The sequence below is a fragment of the Mycobacterium sp. genome (assembly GCF_049647605.1).
GTDB lineage: Bacteria > Actinomycetota > Actinomycetes > Mycobacteriales > Mycobacteriaceae > Mycobacterium.
The window spans coordinates 1-16,097 of sequence record NZ_JBARXZ010000103.1 but is presented as its reverse complement, the minus strand read 5'-3'; the positions used below and the strand labels follow the sequence as shown (position 1 = coordinate 16,097).

Sequence of the window (16,097 nt, the reverse complement as noted above, 5' to 3'; positions counted from 1 at the left end):
GTCCGGTGGTGGACCTCGAATCCGGGTCGGGGCTGGGGTCGGTGTATCGGATGCGGTTAGAGTTGCCGCAGGTCGACACCGGCTCGCTCACGCTGGGACGGGTCGACGACGACCTGATCATCGGTGTGGGGGGCATGCGCCGCCGGGTACGGCTGGCTTCGGTCCTGCGGCGGTGTGTGGTGCTCGACGCCCAGTTGCGGGGTATGGAACTGACTGTGCGTTTTCAACCGAACCCGGAGGTGTGGCCGGCATGAACCCGAGTGGGCACGCCGACCTGGGGCCCGAGCTGCGCCAGTTGGCGCAGACGATCCTGGACCGCATCGATCCGGCGGTTCGGGCGGCCGCTGCGCTGGTCGCCGCGCGCGCCGGTGAGTCTCCTGGCAAGTGTCAGCAGGTGTGGTGTCCGGTGTGTGCGCTGGCGGCGCTGGCCACCGGCGAGGAACACCCGTTGTTGGCCGTGGTCGCCGAACACAGCGTGGCGCTGCTGGCGGTGGTGCGGGCGTTGGTCGACGACGGAACCGACAAGGGCGGCAGCGCCGACAAGGGCGGCAGCGCCGACAAGGGTGATGCGGCCGCCGGAGGCACGGAGCCGGCACCCGAGCCGCCGGAGCCACCCGACGGACCGCCGGAGGGGCCGGGACCTGCCAGCCGCTATCAGCCGATCCCGATCACCGTCGAGGAATAGTCCTGTGGTCGGCCGCACCCGCGGTGGGTAAAGTTGGCCCGGAGCACCGTTTGGTGCACCCGCGGTGGGAGGGTCCATGTGGTATTGGCTGTTCAAGTACATCTTCATGGGGCCGCTGCTGTCCTGGCTGGGTAGGCCGAAAGTCGATGGGCTCGAACATGTTCCGTCCAGCGGCCCGGTGATTCTGGCCAGCAATCACCTGGCTGTCGCCGACAGCTTCTATCTTCCGCTGGTGGTGCGCCGCCGGATCACGTTCCTGGCGAAGGCCGAGTACTTCACGGGTACCGGGATCAAGGGCTGGTTCACCCGGTGGTTCTACACCGTGGCCGGCCAGGTGCCGATCGACCGCACCGACGCGGACTCCGCAGAAGCCGCGCTCACCACCGCGGCGCGGATCCTGGAGCAGGGCAAGTTGCTCGGCATGTATCCCGAGGGCACCCGGTCACCCGACGGGCGGCTCTACAAGGGCAAGACCGGGCTGGCGCGCCTGGCGCTCGAGAGCGGGGTCCCGGTGATTCCCGTCGCGATGATCGGGACCAACGTCGTCAATCCGCCCGGTAGCAAGATGTGGCGCTTCGGCCGGGTCCAGGTGCGCTTCGGAGCCCCGATGGACTTCTCCCGCTTCGAGGGGCTGGCAGGTAACCGGTTCATCGAACGCGCGGTGATCGACGAGGTGATGTACGAGCTGATGCAGCTGTCCGGACAGGAATACGTCGACGTCTACGCCGCCAGCCTCAAAGAGGGCGCAACTCCTGCGGTGCCGCCTGTGGATCCGAAGACGGAGCCCCGGATTCCGGAGTCCGCGGCCGGCTGACCGGCGTCTTGACCACCAGGCCGGACACCACGATGACGGCCAGGGCCCACCACACGTAGCCGCCGCCCAGCAGCTGACGCCACCAGGAGGCTGCGGCCTCGCGATGCTCCGGCAGCAGGTCGATCGGCGTCCACACCAGCACGGCGATTCCGGCGGCGGTGAGCACGGCCAGAGCGGCACTGCGCCGGCGCCACGCGCACACCGCAAGCACCACCAGCGTCGGCAACGTCCACACCCAGTGGTGTGACCACGACACCGGCGAGACCACCAGGCCGAACAGGGCCACACAGATCAATGCCAGTGTCGGCTCGTCGGCTGCCACGGTTCGCCGGCCCGCCCAGATCGTCAACCCGAGCACCGCAAAACACGCCGCTGTCCACAGCACGAAGTGCGCGGTCTCGCCGAATTGCTCGCGGGCCAGCAGCGCGGCGATGTTCTGGTTGGTGTTCAGCGTCGAGTTCCCGATCCGGTCGGTGTCGCGCAGGGTGTGTGTCCAGTACTCCACCGAATCGCGCCACGCCAGTAGACATCCCAGGGCGGTGGCGGCGACGAAGGTGGCCATCGACATCACCGCGGCGCGGACATCGCGGCGCAGGAGCAGGTACACCAGGAACACCGCCGGGGTGAGCTTGAGCGCGATCGCCACACCCAACAGCAGTCCGCGCGGCCACGGGGTGCGCCGGGGGACACAGTCGGCGATCACCAGCGTCATGAGCACGACGTTGATCTGCCCGAAATCGAAGTTGGCCCGTAGCGGCTCCAGATGGCTGACCCCCAGCGCCACCAGGGCCAGCGCGACGCTGGTGCGCCGCAACCAGACCGGGTCGGTGGTGACGGTCTCGGTCGCGGGCCCGTCGGGCCAGAAATCCAGCCGCGTCAACACGATGACGAGGGCGACGACCAGCAGCACCAGCGTGATCAGCGTCATGATGGCGCTGGCCGCCTCCAGTGGCAGCCACGCGAAGGGGGCGAACACCACCGCCGACAGCGGCGGGTAGGTGAAGGGGAGATCGATACCGCCGAGCGTGTGGAAGGTGGCGCCGTCGGCGTACAGCGGTTGGCCATCGAGCCAGGCCCGGCCGCCCATGCGGTAGACGTCGATGTCGATGCGGTACGGGGTGCGGCCCAGCAGCTGCCAGGCGGCATAACCGAAACCGGCCACCGACAGCAGCTGGAACAGCCGCCAGCCCCACCGTTGTGCCGTGGCCGGCAGCCGATCCGGTCCGCCCACAGTGCCCACACCGGGCCATCGCCGCATACTCATGACAGCGACAGCCTATCTGTGCAGCGCCAGAGGTTGACGGACCCGCGTGGTGGTGCGGACACCGGGTCGATCCGACTTCCACAACATCGTGTCCAGGTGAGCGTAAGTTCTGGCCCGTGCCCGACGACTGGAGATTCGATGTGAACCTGGTGCCGGAGATTCCTTCCGGCCGGGTCCCCTTGATGTGGTGCCTGATCGCGTTCCTGATCACCTTCCTGATCACCCGCACGATCGTTCGCTACATCCGCAGCACCGCCGGCAGCACCGCCCCGAAGAAGTGGTGGCAGCCGCGCAATATGGGCAGCGGCGGGGTGCACATCCACCATGTGGTGATCGGCGTGATCCTGGTGATGGTGTCCGGGGTGACGATGGTGACGCTGGCGGTCGACGGCGGGGTCGGGGAGTTCACCGCCGCGGCGATCATGTTCGGGATCGGCGCGGCCCTGGTGCTCGACGAGTTCGCGTTGATCCTGCACCTGCAGGACGTCTACTGGGCCGAGGACGGGCGCACGTCGGTCGACGCGGTGTTCGCCGCGGTCGCGGTGGCCGGGCTGCTGGTCCTGGGTTTCAACCCGCTGTCGTTTTTCGACATCACGATCTGGCGCGAGGACGACTCGCTGCTCTCCCGTGCACTGGTGATCGGCAGCGCCGTCTACACCCTGGCGATGGCGGTGATCGTGCTGCTCAAAGGCAAGGTGTGGACGGGTCTGGTCGGCATGTTCTTCAATCCGCTGCTGATCGTCGGCGCCATCCGGCTGTCCCGGCCACACGCGCCGTGGGCGCGGTGGCGCTACACCACCAGACCCAAGAAGATGCACCGCGCGCTGGAACGGGAGCGCTACATGCGGCGGCCGGTGGTGCAGGCCAAGCTCTGGTTGCAGGACGCCATCGCCGGGATGCCACACTTCCCCGACGACGCGACGGTGGACGCGCAGCTGGACCGCGAAATCCATGCCGCCGCACCGCCGCCGTCGCTGGCGTCCGGCGTGGACAACGAACCGGCAGCTCAGGCCGCTGGATAGGGTGCAGGCGTGCGGTTTTTCTATGACACTGAATTCATCGACAACGGGCGTACGATCGAGCTCATCTCGATCGGCGTCGTCGCCGAGGACGGTCGCGAATACTACGGTGTATCAACCGAATTCGCCCCTGAGCAGGCGGGGCGCTGGGTGCGCACCAATGTCCTGCCGAAGCTCCCGCCGCCGTCGTCGCAACTCTGGCGCTCCCGCAGGCAGATCCGGGAGGACCTCGAGGAATTCTTCGGTATCGACGGCGACGAGCCGATCGAACTGTGGGCCTGGGTGGCCGCCTACGACCATGTGACGTTGTGTCAGCTCTGGGGTCCGATGACCAGCCTGCCGCCGCAGATCCCGCGGTTCACCCGCGAGCTGCGTCAGTTCTGGGAGGACCGCGGCAGCCCTCGGATGCCACCGCGACCGCGCGACACCCACGACGCCCTCGTCGATGCCAAGCACAATCTGCTGCGGTACCAGATCATGACCGAACTCGACGACGACTACGCGAGCTGGGCCGCCGGCAAGCGGTAGGGGCCGATTTACCACAGTTACCATGGACGGGTGAACTGGACCGTCGACGTACCCATCGAGCAGCTGCCGTCATTGCCCCCGCTCCCGGATGACCTGCGCAAACGCCTCGATGCTGCGCTGGCGCGGCCCGCTGCTCAGCAGCCCACCTGGGATGCCGGCCAGGCCGCCGCCATGCGCACGGTGCTCGAGAGCGTCCCACCGGTGACGGTGCCGTCGGAGATCGAGAAGCTCAAGGTCCAGCTGGCCCAGGTGGCGCGGGGTGAGGCATTCCTGCTGCAGGGTGGCGACTGTGCCGAGACCTTCGCCGACAACACCGAACCGCACATCAAGGCCAATATCCGGGCGCTGCTGCAGATGGCGGTGGTGCTCACCTACGGCTCCAGCATGCCGGTGGTGAAGGTGGCCCGCATCGCCGGGCAGTACGCCAAGCCGCGGTCTTCCGATATCGACGCCCTGGGGCTGCGGTCCTACCGCGGGGACATGGTCAACGGCTTCGCCCCGGACGCCGCGGTCCGTGACCACGATCCGTCCCGGCTGGTGCGGGCTTACGCCAACGCCAGTGCGGCGATGAACCTGGTGCGAGCGCTGACATCCTCGGGGCTGGCGTCACTGCACCTGGTTCACGACTGGAACCGCGAGTTCGTCCGTACCTCCCCGGCCGGTGCCCGCTACGAAGCGCTGGCGGGGGAGATCGACCGCGCCCTGCGTTTCATGAGCGCCTGTGGCGTGGCTGACCGCAATCTGCAGACCGCCGAGATCTTCGCCAGCCACGAGGCACTGGTGCTCGACTACGAGCGCGCCATGCTGCGGCTGTCCACGGACACCTACGGTGACACCGACAGCGAGCCCAAGCTCTACGACCTGTCGGCCCACTACGTGTGGATCGGGGAGCGCACCCGCCAGCTCGACGGCGCGCACATCGCGTTCGCCGAGGTGATCGCCAACCCGATCGGAGTCAAGCTCGGTCCCACCACCACCCCGGAGATGGCGGTGGAATACGTCGAACGGCTGGACCCCAACAACGAGGCCGGCCGGCTGACATTGGTCACCCGCATGGGCAACAGCAAGGTCCGGGACCTGCTGCCGCCGATCATCGAGAAGGTGGAAGCCACCGGCCATCAGGTGATCTGGCAGTGCGATCCGATGCACGGCAACACCCACGAGGCCTCTACCGGGTACAAGACCCGACATTTCGATCGCATCGTCGACGAGGTGCAGGGCTTCTTCGAGGTGCACCACGCGTTGGGCACCCACCCCGGCGGTATTCACGTCGAGATCACCGGTGAGAACGTCACCGAATGTCTCGGTGGGGCGCAAGCCATTTCCGATGACGACCTGGGCGGCCGCTACGAGACCACCTGCGACCCACGCCTGAACACCCAGCAGTCGTTGGAGCTGGCGTTCCTGGTCGCCGAGATGTTGCGCGGCTAGCGCGCCCCCCCGCGGAACGCTCAGATCAGGTTCGTCAGGTTGCTGCCGAGTGCCCAGGCGCCGGCGGCAACCCCACACGTGGTGATCAGCACGACCAACAACCACGCCAGCGCCAGCCGCCGGGAACGCTGCCGGGCCCACTGGAGATCCGCGATCTCGATTCCGGCGAATTGTGCTGCCGGAATGTCGTATTCGTCGCCGATCTCCGGGGCGGCCGACGGCTGCCGCGGAGACTCGTCCCAGTCGTCGGGCCCCCGGGTCAGCGCCCGGGTGGGGTTGCGGTGCTTCTCGGTGGCCGCCTGATCGTGCACGCGGCTGCGGTGACGGGCCGCAGAGCTGTGCTGCGCTGAATTCTGCGGTGCGGGAACCCGGAACGGCGGCAGCCTGAGTTCCTCGGTGATCGCATCCAGGTCGGCGCCCATCTCCAATGCGTCGGCGTACCGTGCGGCGGGATCACGGGCCGTGGCATGGCCCACCAGATCGTCGAATTGTGTTGGCACGCCTGCGATCACAGTGCTCGGCGGGGGCACCTCCTGGTCGATGCGCTGGTAGGCGACCGCCAGTGAGGTATCACCGTCGAACGGCGTGGTGCCGGTCAACAGCTCGTAGGTCAGGATGCCCAGCGAGTACACGTCGCTGCGCGGACCGGCGTTGCCACTGGTGACCTGCTCGGGTGACAGATACGCCGCGGTGCCCAAGATGACGCTGGTGGAGGTGATTCCGGCCTGCGCGACGGCCCGGACCAGGCCGAAATCGGCAAGCTTGACGTCTCCGTCGTCGGAGATCAGCACGTTCTCCGGTTTGACGTCCCGGTGCACCAAGCCGCCGCGGTGTGCCACCGCCAGCCCGGCCAGCAGCGGTCGCAGCACGGCGGCCACGGCATGCGGCGGCATCGGGCCGCGTTCGCGGAGCAGCTCCCGCAGCGTGCCGCCTTCGACGAGTTCCATGACGAGGAAGGGAAGTCCGCTGCCCACCTCGCCGGGGCCCTGGTCGTAGACGGCCACCAGTGCGGGGTGGGACAGCCGGGCCACCGCACGGGCCTCGAGCTGGAAACGGGTCAGGAACTGTTGATCGCCGGCGTACCGGGAGTCCATCACCTTGATCGCGACGGGCCGGTCCAGTCGAACGTCCGTGCCGCGGTACACCGTGGACATACCGCCGGTGGCGATCTGGGTTTCCACCCGGTAGCGCCCGTCGAGCAGCGTGCCCTCCAAGGGGTCCTGCGGTGTCGGTGCGCTCACCGGGCCATCGTAGGCGGGCGCGTCGGCGCTCAGCGCAGAGCCGTCGCACGGCTGCCGCCGCGGGTCTTACACTCATCCGGTGAGCAGCATCCCCGCTGGCGACGACGTCATCGATCCCGCCGAACCCGTATACGACCTCCCGACTGTCGCCGAGATGCTCGGGCTTCCGGTCACCAAGGTGCATCAGCACTTGCGTGACGGCCATCTGCTGGCATTGCGGCGCGACGGCCTGGTGGTGGTGCCGCAGGTCTTTTTCACCGAGTCCGGAACGGTGGTGAAACCGCTTGCCGGATTGCTGGCGGTGCTGCGCGACGGTGGCTTCGGTAACACCGAGATCCTGCGGTGGCTCTTCACCGCCGATCCGACGCTGACCGCGACGTTCGACGGTGATCGGGAGACGGTGCCCAACGCCAGACCGGCTGACGCCCTGCACGCCCATCAGGCGCGGGAAGTGGTGCGTCGGGCTCAGGCTATGGGCTACTAGCCTTCTGCCGCGACAGCGAGTACCAGGCGACCACCGCGCAGACGGTGGCCAGCAACACGTGGAGCCACAGGTACATCCCGTGTGAGCCGTCGGGTTTGAAGATCACCATGATCCAGGTGGAGAACCCGGCGATGGCGGCAATTGCTGCGCGGGACTGGGCGATACCGGAAATCACCGCGAGCGGCCAGGTGTAGTACCAGGGCAGTGCGGCGGGGACGAACAGCACGACCACCAGCATCGCCCAGCCGATCCCGATCAGCGCTTCGCGGTCGGTGTGGCGGAATCGCCACCACAGCAGCGGGAGGCTGACGGCGATGATGGCGATCCCGGCGATGCGGGTTACGTCGAGCACGGCATAGAAATTGACCGGGAAGAACAGACCGCCGACGGCGTTGGTGACGTTGGCCACCGCCGTCGGAATGGTCAGCCAGTTGATGATCTTCACCGAGCCGGCCAACGCGGTCAGCCAGCCCAGCCCCACCCCGGCCAACAGCGACATCACGGCAAACACCCCGACGAAGATCGCAACCGATCCGGCGGCGGCTATCGCGAACGCCGACACCGCGCGGTAGCCGTGCCGGTCGCGCAGCGCCCGCATCCACACCCACACCAGGAATGGCAACGCCAGGCAGGCAGTGGCTTTCACCGCCACGGCGACCGCCACCAGTGCCACCCCGCCGACAAAGCGGTGCGCAAATGTCAGTGCGATACCGGCCATCATCAGGCCGACCATCAGCATCTCGTTGTGCACGCCACCCATCAGGTGGATGATGACCAGCGGGTTGAGCGCGCAGATCCACAGCGCCACAGCACCGTTGGCGCCGACATGTCGGGCGATCCGCGGTGCGGCCCAGATCAGCAGGGCCAGTCCGGGCAGCATGCACAGCCGCAGCACCATGGTTCCGGCGATGACGTTGTCACCGACCAGGATGGTCACGAACTTGGCCACCAGGATGAACGCCGGCCCGTAGGGTGCGGTGGTGGTGGTCCAGATCGGACTCACGTTGTCCAGCAGGGGGTTCGGGTTTTCGATCGGCCCCACCGCGTAGGGGTCGAAACCGTCTCGCAGCAGCGCACCCTGGGCCAGGTAGGAGTAGGTGTCCCGGCTGAACAGGGGGACCGACAGCAGCAGCGGTGTCAGCCAGAAACCGGCGGTGGCGACCATGGTGAATTCGTCGCTGCCCCGGTCGAGGACACGTCGGCCCAGCCACAGCCACGCCAGCAGCATGACTCCCACGCCGGCCCACAGCAGGACCGACGACAGCACCAGGCCGTGCCCGAAGCGTAGCCACGACAGGTGTAGCGATTCCAGCACCGGATCGTGCAACCGGGTGCTGCCCGCGCCGAGGCCGCCCGCGGTGATCATCAGAGCGCCGACGAACCCGAGCAGTGCCGGGCGGGCTTCCTCGGTGCGGCTGAAGTCCCGCAACCGGGCAAACAGGGACCCTGGTCGTTCGGCGGTGGGTGTGGTCATCAGCTGTTCAGGCAGACCGATTGGCGACCAGTCTGGCGAGCTCGGCGAGACCGACTTTGGCGTGCACGTCGATCGGTGCCGCGATCAACACGTCGGTGGCGCGCCGGGTCAGCATGTTGATGCGGCTCTCCACGGCGGCCAGTGCTCCGACGGATTCGATGGCCTGACACAGGTCACGCACCTGGCTTTCGGTGAGATCTGTCCCGATCGATGTCCGCAGCAGCTTGGCGGCGGCCTGATCGGAGTTGTCGGCGCGTTCCAGCGCTTCGGCCAGCAGCACGGTGCGCTTGCCGGAACGGAGGTCGTCGCCGGAGGGTTTACCCGTCACCGCCGGGTCACCGAACACGCCGAGCACGTCGTCGCGGAGCTGGAATGCCACCCCGAGGTCGTTGCCCACTTCGTGGAAGATCGCTTGGACGTCGGGCCGGTCGGCGGCTGCGGCCGCGCCCAGTTGCAGGGGCCGGGCGATCGTGTAGGAGGCCGTCTTGAACGTGTTGACCTTCATGGCGGCTTCGATGGACTCCGCGCCGCTGGACTCCGAGACGATATCCAGGAACTGGCCGCCCAGCACTTCGGTGCGAATATCGGACCACACCCGCTGGACCCGCCGGTGCGCTTCGACGGTCAGGGGAGCGCTGGCGATGATGTCGTCGGCCCACACCAGCGACAGGTCGCCGAGCAGGATCGCCGCCGACAGCCCGAATTGGTCGGGTGACCCGCGCCAGCCCTGCTTGCGGTGCAGGTCGGCAAAGTGCACGTGCACGGTCGGCCAGCCTCGCCGGGTGGCGGAGTCGTCGATGACGTCGTCGTGGACCAGTGCGCAGGCTTGCAGGAGTTCCAGGGCGCCGAACAGTCTCAGCACGTCCTGCTCGGAGGTGCTTTCGGTGCGGTCGGGCACCACGGCCCGCCAGCCCCAGTAGGCGAACAGCGGACGGATCCGCTTACCGCCGCGAAGCACGAACTCTTCGAGTGTCGCGATCAGCCCGTCGTAGTCGCTGCCGATGTAGGCAGCCGCGTCCCGGCGTTCCCTCAGGTACGCCCGTAACTGCTCGGTTACGGCGCCGGCCAGCTCCACGGCTGTCGGTGCCGCTGTATCCACGCTCAGCGCGGCGCCCCTTTCTCCTGATTGCAGGCTTGTGTCCCCCGAGCGCATACAAGGGTAGAGCGTCTTGGTCCGGTTGCGTGATTCAGACCACCCGTGTTGCGCAGACGCCCACGTCGGCGGGGTCCTGCCGGCACCTATGCTGTGTGGGTGAGGAACACGAGTGCCGGTAGCCAGACGGTATCCGTCGTGGACCGGATCGCCCAGGCCGCTGGGGACCGGGTGCCCTTCTCCGTTGAGTTCTATCCGCCCCGCGATGCCGCCGCCGAGGCCAGGTTGTGGCGGGCGGCCCGGGTTTTCGAGCCGATGCAGCCGGCGTTTGTGTCGGTCACCTACGGCGCCGGCGGCTCCACCCGTGATCGCACCGTTCGGGTGGTCGGCCAGCTCGCGGAGTCGACCACACTGCTACCGGTGGCGCATCTGACCGCGGTGGGCCATTCGGTCGGCGAACTGCGATCCATGATCGGTGCGTATGCCGACCGTGGCATCCACAACGTGTTGGTGTTGCGCGGCGATCCGCAGGGCGGGGTGCACGAGGAGTGGGTCAAGCACCCCGAGGGTCTCGAGTACGCCGTCGAGATGGTCGAGATCGTGCGTGACCTCGGCGATTTCCACGTTGGTGTGGCGTCGTTCCCGGAGGGGCATCCCCGCGCCCTCGATCTGCACCAGGACACCACAAACCTGGTCGGCAAGCTGCGGGCCGGCGCCGAGTATTCGATCACCCAGATGTTCTTCGATGTCAGCGACTACCTGCGGCTCCGCGATCGGGTGGTCGCCCTCGATCCCGAACAGGGCGCCAAGCCGCTGATCCCGGGCATCATGCCCATCACCTCGTTGCGGGTGTTGCAGCGTCAGTGTGAGCTGTCGGGCTCGCAGATACCGGTGGGGTTGTTGGATCGGCTGACTGCGGCGGCGGGCAGCGGTCCCGACGAGAACCGCGACGAGGTGCGCAAGATCGGCATCGAGTTGGCCACGGAGATGAGTGCCCGGTTGATCGCCGAGGGTGCACCCTGTCTGCATTTCTGCACGCTGAACTTCGCGAAGGCCACCAGCGAGGTGTTGGCCAACCTGGGGATGACGGTCCGGGCCTAGCGCGGAGGCGGCCCGGTCAGCTTTTCTTGGGGCCCGCCAGCCGTGGCGCTCGGTCCCTGGCCAGCCAGGCCAGCAGACCCACGACGCCGGCGACGACCAGCGAGGAGACTCCGAGTACCAGTGCGCCTCCGGTGAAGGACCGGGTGCTGGGGTCGGTGTAGCGGGCCTGGGCGCTCATGGTGTTCACGATTCCGGGCTTGAGGCGCCATTCGACGATGTTGGTGTCGATGCGATTGCCGTTGGTGGAGGTGATCTCGCCGGGGAACGACGCCGTGAGCTCGACTTCGGCGTCCTGGTCGGTCAGTGAGGTCAGATCCACCCGGCCTTCCAGGATCACCAGGTTCCCGGCCCGGCGGAAGGACAGGTCGACGCCGGCGGCTTCGGGGTAGAGGTTGGCCAGCTGCGGGACCTCGGCGAAGCTGAGGTTCGAGAACCGCGCTTCCGAGCCGACGTAGCCGTCGGCGTCGGTGTAGTCGGTGATGGCGACCTTCGATGCGAACGGTAGGTGGGTGTAGCTGAACTTGGGTCCTTCGTCCTGATCGTCCTCGGGTTGCGCGGCGGCGGTGATCTGGCCGGACACCAGGTCGTCGGGGGAGACGGTGAGGGTGGTCTTGACCCGGACGCAGCCGACCGCCAGCGGGAGGACGACCAGCATCAGCATCGCCAGGGCCACTGTTCGCACCCGGCGGGTGGTGATGGTGTCGCGCACGGGGTCATCGTGCCAGACGTGATCCTGGTGTGCCGCCGACGGTGGGGATCGGGTTGGGGCTGCCTAGAGCGGTAGCGTCCGGCCCAGGATGGCAAACGCCCGTGGGTCCCCGGCGAAGTGGTAGCCGCGGATCACGTCGGTGAACCCCAACCGCCGGTACAGCCGCCAAGCGCGGTTGGCCTCGCCGTTGATCTCCGGCGTCGACAACAGCACGTTGCTCTCGGTCCTGCCGGCCAAGAGTCTGCGGGCCAGCGCCTCGCCCAGGCCGTGTCCCTGCGCCTGCGGGAGGATGTGCAGTTCGGTCAGTTCGAAGTAGTTGCTCATCAGGCCGGCGATGTCGGTGGGGTGGCGGCCGGCGCGTCGCAGCCCCTGCACCACCTGTTGCTGCCACCACTGGTCGGGTGCCCCGCAGTAGCCGTAGGCCACCCCCAGCAATGGTGCGGTGGGCAGGCCGGCGGCTTCGGTGGCCTCGACGGCGGCGACGGCCTTCCAGCCCCGCCTGCGGGTGTGTTCCAGCCACATCGAGGCTCGCTGTTCCTCGGTACCGCGTGGGTAACGCATCGCATCGACGTAGACGCCCAACGCCTCGCCGAGGCGATGCCGCATGTCGTCGGGCGACAGATCGATGAGGTATGCCGCCACTGCCTGATGATCCTTTCACTGTGCCGAGGTTCGGGTGGGGGTGGTTGGTGCGGGTTGGTGGGTGCCCGGAGGGTCGCGGACCGGATCCGGGGACGAATCGCGGCGGGCCGCGCGCCACCGAACCATTATCTTCGGAGGGGAATGCATCGCACGGTCGGCCACGTCATACAATCGGGAAGCGAAGTAGGTGGTACGGGTCAGATTCACCTCGTATCATTGTTGTCAGTGGCCCGTCCAGGCGGGAACCCAAGTAGTTCACATGAGGTAGTACACGCACCATCGAGACCCCTCACGGGGTGCCCGATCCAAACCCCGCCGTGCCGGCAAGGAGGGACGTATGCCACTCTCCGATCATGAGCAGCGCATGCTCGACCAGATCGAGAGCGCGCTCTACGCCGAGGACCCGAAGTTCGCTTCCACAGTCCGCGGCGGCAACCTGCGAGCCCCGTCGGCCCGCCGTCGACTGCAGGGCGTTGCACTCTTTGTGGTCGGCCTGGCGATGCTGGTGTGTGGCGTCGCCTTCAAAGCCACCATGATCGGCGGCTTCCCGGTCCTCTCGGTCATCGGTTTCATCGTGATGTTCGGTGGTGTGGTGTTTGCCGTCACCGGTGGTCGCGGGGGTGGCAAGGATGGTTCGGCGCCGGCCGGCGGCGCGCCACGGCAGAAGAAGTCCAAGGGTTCTGGTGGTGGTTCGTTCACCAATCGGATGGAGGACCGATTCCGTCGCCGTTTCGACGAGTGACAAGACGCGCAGCCCGGCGCGGCCAGGAGCCCTGAGGTTCCGGACGCGCCGGTCTTCCCCCACAAGGCCCCACTCGGGGCCTTTTTGTTGCCCGAAATCGCTGACCAGCGGTTTCGGGCTTTTTTGTGTGCCGGTACCGAATTGGGGGCGGCGGGTTTGGCGCCGGGGTGGGGAGGATCTTGCTGCGGAAATGGGTGTGGGTGGGGCGCAACACTCACAAAGTGGTCGCAGATGGAGAAAAGTGGGGCGTTGTGGGGTATCGTGGCGAAGGTCGGAGAGAGAGGATTCCGATCCGGCAGACCGGAGCGCGGAGGTGACGAGTGTTTCTCGGTACCTACACGCCCAAGCTCGATGACAAGGGGCGGCTGACGCTGCCCGCCAAGTTCCGCGACGCACTGGCAGGAGGATTGATGGTCACCAAGAGTCAGGACCACAGCCTCGCCGTGTACCCGCGTGCGGAGTTCGAACAGGTCGCCCGTCGCGCCGCACAGGCATCGCGCAGCAACCCGGACGCCCGCGCCTTCCTGCGGAACCTGGCAGCCGGCACCGACGAGCAGCATCCCGACGCTCAGGGTCGGATCACCCTGTCGACCGACCACCGGCGCTACGCCGGCCTGTCGAAAGAGTGCGTCGTGATCGGCTCCGTGGACTACCTGGAGATCTGGGACGCCCAGGCCTGGCAGGAGTACCAGCAACTACACGAAGAGAACTTCTCCGCGGCCAGCGATGAAGCCCTCAGCGACATCATCTGATCTGGAGGCCAATCCGGAAAGCGAGCCAGCACCTGTCCATGCACCGTGGCCTCTGCCCGAGCCGACCCTGACGTACTTCCCCAACGCCAGGTTCTCGCTCTCGGACAGGGACCTCGATGCACGGGCGTGCCGGCCTCGCCGGAGCTCGGTGCGCGGGACAACAGGAAGTGGTGTCGCGGTGGCGGACGATCCCGGAATCGGGTCAGGGCGGTACGGCCACGTTCCGGTCCTGCTCGACAGGTGTGTGGAGCTGCTCACCCCGGCGCTGACAGCTCGCGCCGACGACGGCACCGGCGCGCTCTACATCGACGCCACCCTCGGAGCCGGCGGTCACACCGAGCGTTTCCTGACCGACCTGCCGGGGCTGCGAGCAATCGGCCTCGATCGCGACCCGAGCGCACTCGGTATCGCAGGTGCCCGACTGGAGAGGTTCGGTGAGCGTGTGACGCTGGTGCGGACCCGCTACGACGGTATCGCCGACGCACTCACCGAATCGGGTTACTCGTCAACCGGTTCGGTGGACGGGGTGCTCTTCGACCTCGGGGTGTCCTCGATGCAGCTGGACCGCACCGAACGCGGGTTCTCCTACTCGGCCGACGCGCCATTGGACATGCGGATGGACCCGGATCTGCCGATGACGGCGGCCGACATCCTCAACACCTACGACCATGGTCCGCTGGCGGCGATTCTGCGTGAGTTCGGTGAAGAGAAGTTTGCCGGCAAGATCGCCAAGGAAGTGATCCGCCGGCGGCAACGTCAGCCGTTCACCCGCACCGGTGATCTTGTCGAACTGCTCTACGACGCCATCCCGGCTCCGGCACGGCGCACCGGCGGGCATCCGGCCAAACGCACCTTCCAGGCGTTGCGCATCGCCGTGAACGCAGAACTGGACTCGCTGCGGGCCGCGCTGCCCGCAGCCCTGGACGCGTTGCGGCCCGGCGGCCGGGTGGTGGTGATGGCCTACCAGTCGCTCGAAGACCGGATCGTCAAGAACGTGTTCGCCGCGGTCACAGCCAGTCGCACCCCACCGGGGCTGCCGGTCGAGCTCCCGGGCCACGAACCGGAATTCGGCTTCGTGGTCCGCGGGGCCGAGCGGGCCGATGACGAAGAAATCGATCGGAATCCACGTAGTGCGGCTGTTCGGCTGCGTGCGGTAGAGCGACTGACTGGGAGGGGCGGGTCGTGAAGACCAAGGGCAGCGCCAAGCCGAGAACACCGGCAGATGAACCTCAGCGCGACGACCGTGCGCCCCGGCGGACGCGGGGCAAGACGGATACCGCAGGCCGTGGGGGGCCGTCGGATGTCCCGACGAACGCCAAGCGTTCCCGGCGCGGCGCCGACCAAGCCCGTACCCGGAACAGCAAGGGAGCCAAGCCGACTCGCGGTCGCGCGCCCAGTCGGGAACCGCGCGGGGTGGGCACCCCGGCGGGGCATGCACCGGCCACCACACCGATTCGCACTGCCGCGCCGGCCAAGAACTCCAAGCAGGCGAAGGCCCGCGCCAAGGCCCGTAAAGCCAAGGCGCCCAAAGTTGTCCGGCCGCCACTGCGTGAACGGCTGATCACCCGGCTGGAGTCGGTGGACCTGCGACCCCAGGTGTTGTTCGCCCGGGTGCCTTTTGTGGTGCTGGTCATCGGCGCGCTCGGCCTCGGCCTGGGTATGACGTTGTGGTTGTCCACCGATGCGGCGGAACGCTCCTATCAGCTGGGCAGCGCCCATCGGACCAATCAGGCCCTACTCCTGCAGAAGGAGGCGCTGGAGCGCGATGTGCTCGAGGCGCAGGCGGCGCCCGCGCTGGCCGAGGCGGCGCGTGGACTGGGCATGATCCCGTCCGGTAGCACCGCCCACCTGGTGCAGGACCCCGCGGGAAATTGGGTTGTCGTCGGCACTCCGAAGCCCGCCGAGGGCGCACCGCCGCCGCCGCTGAACTCACCGCTGCCCGAACCGACTCCGGCGCAACGGGGTACGGCGCCGCAGGATCCTGCTGCGCAGCTGGAGCGACCCGTGCGCATTTCGCCGACTCCGGGAGCTCCCGGTGCCCAGGGTGCTCCGACAGCACCGGCAGCCCCCGGCATGGCACCGGTTCCCGGGGTTGCGGCCCCAGCCGGTCCCGAGGTT

General features: G+C 67.7%; 17 protein-coding genes and 1 pseudogene. 12 read left to right on the top strand and 6 right to left on the bottom strand.

The annotated features are described in order from the left end of the window. The 3 genes and pseudogenes from WBB07_RS13595 to WBB07_RS13585 all read left to right on the top strand — a co-directional run. Positions 1–254 (top strand): annotated as a pseudogene (locus tag WBB07_RS13595) (ArsA family ATPase); the annotation flags it as partial. Then, positions 251–685, top strand: a complete 435-nt coding sequence (locus WBB07_RS13590; RefSeq protein WP_526308470.1) for a hypothetical protein — start codon at positions 251–253, stop codon at positions 683–685. The pseudogene WBB07_RS13595 and the gene WBB07_RS13590, both read left to right, overlap by 4 nt. Before the next feature lie 76 nt (positions 686–761). Beyond that, positions 762–1,499: a lysophospholipid acyltransferase family protein gene (locus WBB07_RS13585; protein ID WP_526308468.1), complete on the top strand. Its 738-nt coding sequence runs from the start codon at positions 762–764 to the stop codon at positions 1,497–1,499. On the opposite strand, the gene WBB07_RS13580 is transcribed toward WBB07_RS13585, so the two are convergent. After that, complete coding sequence (locus WBB07_RS13580) at positions 1,420–2,763, bottom strand: glycosyltransferase 87 family protein (protein WP_526308466.1); 1,344 nt, start codon at positions 2,761–2,763, stop codon at positions 1,420–1,422. The two genes, WBB07_RS13585 and WBB07_RS13580, sit on opposite strands and share 80 nt — an antisense overlap. 182 nt (positions 2,764–2,945) lie before the next feature. On the opposite strand from WBB07_RS13580, the gene WBB07_RS13575 reads away from it, so the two are divergent. Genes WBB07_RS13575 through WBB07_RS13565 form a run of 3 tightly spaced genes read left to right on the top strand, consistent with a single transcriptional unit; the run spans position 2,946 to position 5,741 of the window. Further along, a complete protein-coding gene (locus tag WBB07_RS13575; RefSeq protein ID WP_526308474.1) occupies positions 2,946–3,785 on the top strand; it encodes a hypothetical protein in 840 nt (279 codons plus the stop codon). Between the two features lie 9 nt (positions 3,786–3,794). Next, positions 3,795–4,310, top strand: coding sequence for a polyadenylate-specific 3'-exoribonuclease AS (locus tag WBB07_RS13570; RefSeq protein ID WP_526308464.1), 516 nt, complete (start codon positions 3,795–3,797; stop codon positions 4,308–4,310). 30 nt (positions 4,311–4,340) lie between these two features. Beyond that, on the top strand, positions 4,341–5,741 hold the full coding sequence (locus WBB07_RS13565; protein ID WP_526308462.1) for a class II 3-deoxy-7-phosphoheptulonate synthase: 1,401 nt from the start codon (positions 4,341–4,343) through the stop codon (positions 5,739–5,741). Between the two features lie 20 nt (positions 5,742–5,761). On the opposite strand, the gene WBB07_RS13560 is transcribed toward WBB07_RS13565, so the two are convergent. Next, positions 5,762–6,982: a protein kinase domain-containing protein gene (locus WBB07_RS13560; RefSeq protein ID WP_526308460.1), complete on the bottom strand. Its 1,221-nt coding sequence runs from the start codon at positions 6,980–6,982 to the stop codon at positions 5,762–5,764. Positions 6,983–7,061: 79 nt separating this feature from the next. Here WBB07_RS13560 and WBB07_RS13555 point away from each other — a divergent pair, with 79 nt between their 5' ends. Beyond that, positions 7,062–7,466: an Rv2175c family DNA-binding protein gene (locus WBB07_RS13555; protein ID WP_526308458.1), complete on the top strand. Its 405-nt coding sequence runs from the start codon at positions 7,062–7,064 to the stop codon at positions 7,464–7,466. Here the strand turns inward: WBB07_RS13555 and WBB07_RS13550 are convergent. After that, positions 7,453–8,940 carry an alpha-(1->6)-mannopyranosyltransferase A gene (locus WBB07_RS13550; RefSeq protein ID WP_526308456.1) on the bottom strand — a complete coding sequence of 496 codons (1,488 nt, stop codon included), beginning with the start codon at positions 8,938–8,940 and terminating at the stop codon, positions 7,453–7,455. The genes WBB07_RS13555 and WBB07_RS13550 overlap by 14 nt on opposite strands. Before the next feature lie 7 nt (positions 8,941–8,947). Further along, entirely contained in the window at positions 8,948–10,039 is a 1,092-nt protein-coding gene (idsA2, locus tag WBB07_RS13545; RefSeq protein ID WP_526308454.1) for a bifunctional (2E,6E)-farnesyl/geranyl diphosphate synthase, read from the bottom strand. Between the two features lie 147 nt (positions 10,040–10,186). On the opposite strand from idsA2, the gene WBB07_RS13540 reads away from it, so the two are divergent. Further along, the gene (locus WBB07_RS13540) at positions 10,187–11,134 is read left to right on the top strand and encodes a methylenetetrahydrofolate reductase (RefSeq protein ID WP_526308452.1); all 948 of its coding nucleotides are present in this window, start codon (positions 10,187–10,189) and stop codon (positions 11,132–11,134) included. Positions 11,135–11,150: 16 nt separating this feature from the next. Here WBB07_RS13540 and WBB07_RS13535 read toward each other — a convergent pair whose 3' ends face one another. Then, positions 11,151–11,795 carry a DUF3153 domain-containing protein gene (locus WBB07_RS13535; protein ID WP_526308472.1) on the bottom strand — a complete coding sequence of 215 codons (645 nt, stop codon included), beginning with the start codon at positions 11,793–11,795 and terminating at the stop codon, positions 11,151–11,153. A 111-nt stretch (positions 11,796–11,906) separates the two neighbouring features. After that, positions 11,907–12,485, bottom strand: a complete 579-nt coding sequence (locus WBB07_RS13530; protein ID WP_526308450.1) for a GNAT family N-acetyltransferase — start codon at positions 12,483–12,485, stop codon at positions 11,907–11,909. A gap of 337 nt (positions 12,486–12,822) precedes the next feature. Here WBB07_RS13530 and WBB07_RS13525 point away from each other — a divergent pair, with 337 nt between their 5' ends. The 4 genes from WBB07_RS13525 to ftsL all read left to right on the top strand — a co-directional run. Then, positions 12,823–13,227 carry an SCO2097 family morphological protein gene (locus WBB07_RS13525; RefSeq protein WP_526308448.1) on the top strand — a complete coding sequence of 135 codons (405 nt, stop codon included), beginning with the start codon at positions 12,823–12,825 and terminating at the stop codon, positions 13,225–13,227. 320 nt (positions 13,228–13,547) lie between these two features. Beyond that, positions 13,548–13,979 carry a division/cell wall cluster transcriptional repressor MraZ gene (gene mraZ, locus WBB07_RS13520; RefSeq protein ID WP_526308446.1) on the top strand — a complete coding sequence of 144 codons (432 nt, stop codon included), beginning with the start codon at positions 13,548–13,550 and terminating at the stop codon, positions 13,977–13,979. Further along, positions 13,954–15,165: a 16S rRNA (cytosine(1402)-N(4))-methyltransferase RsmH gene (gene rsmH, locus WBB07_RS13515; RefSeq protein ID WP_526308444.1), complete on the top strand. Its 1,212-nt coding sequence runs from the start codon at positions 13,954–13,956 to the stop codon at positions 15,163–15,165. The genes mraZ and rsmH overlap by 26 nt, the downstream gene beginning before the upstream one ends. Next, positions 15,162–16,097, top strand: a 936-nt coding sequence (ftsL, locus tag WBB07_RS13510) for a cell division protein FtsL (RefSeq protein ID WP_526308442.1), incomplete at its 3' end; no start/stop codon positions are given. The genes rsmH and ftsL, both read left to right, overlap by 4 nt.

What these genes read in the sequence shown, in the direction of transcription:
- WBB07_RS13550 (WP_526308456.1), bottom strand. Translation starts at nt 8,940, where the DNA reads ATGACCACACCCACCGCCGAACGACCAGGGTCCCTGTTTGCCCGGTTG.
- rsmH (WP_526308444.1), top strand. Translation starts at nt 13,954, where the DNA reads ATGAAGCCCTCAGCGACATCATCTGATCTGGAGGCCAATCCGGAAAGC.
- WBB07_RS13525 (WP_526308448.1), top strand. Translation starts at nt 12,823, where the DNA reads ATGCCACTCTCCGATCATGAGCAGCGCATGCTCGACCAGATCGAGAGC.
- WBB07_RS13585 (WP_526308468.1), top strand. Translation starts at nt 762, where the DNA reads ATGTGGTATTGGCTGTTCAAGTACATCTTCATGGGGCCGCTGCTGTCC.
- WBB07_RS13590 (WP_526308470.1), top strand. Translation starts at nt 251, where the DNA reads ATGAACCCGAGTGGGCACGCCGACCTGGGGCCCGAGCTGCGCCAGTTG.
- WBB07_RS13535 (WP_526308472.1), bottom strand. Translation starts at nt 11,795, where the DNA reads ATGCTGATGCTGGTCGTCCTCCCGCTGGCGGTCGGCTGCGTCCGGGTC.
- WBB07_RS13575 (WP_526308474.1), top strand. Translation starts at nt 2,946, where the DNA reads ATGTGGTGCCTGATCGCGTTCCTGATCACCTTCCTGATCACCCGCACG.
- WBB07_RS13580 (WP_526308466.1), bottom strand. Translation starts at nt 2,763, where the DNA reads ATGAGTATGCGGCGATGGCCCGGTGTGGGCACTGTGGGCGGACCGGAT.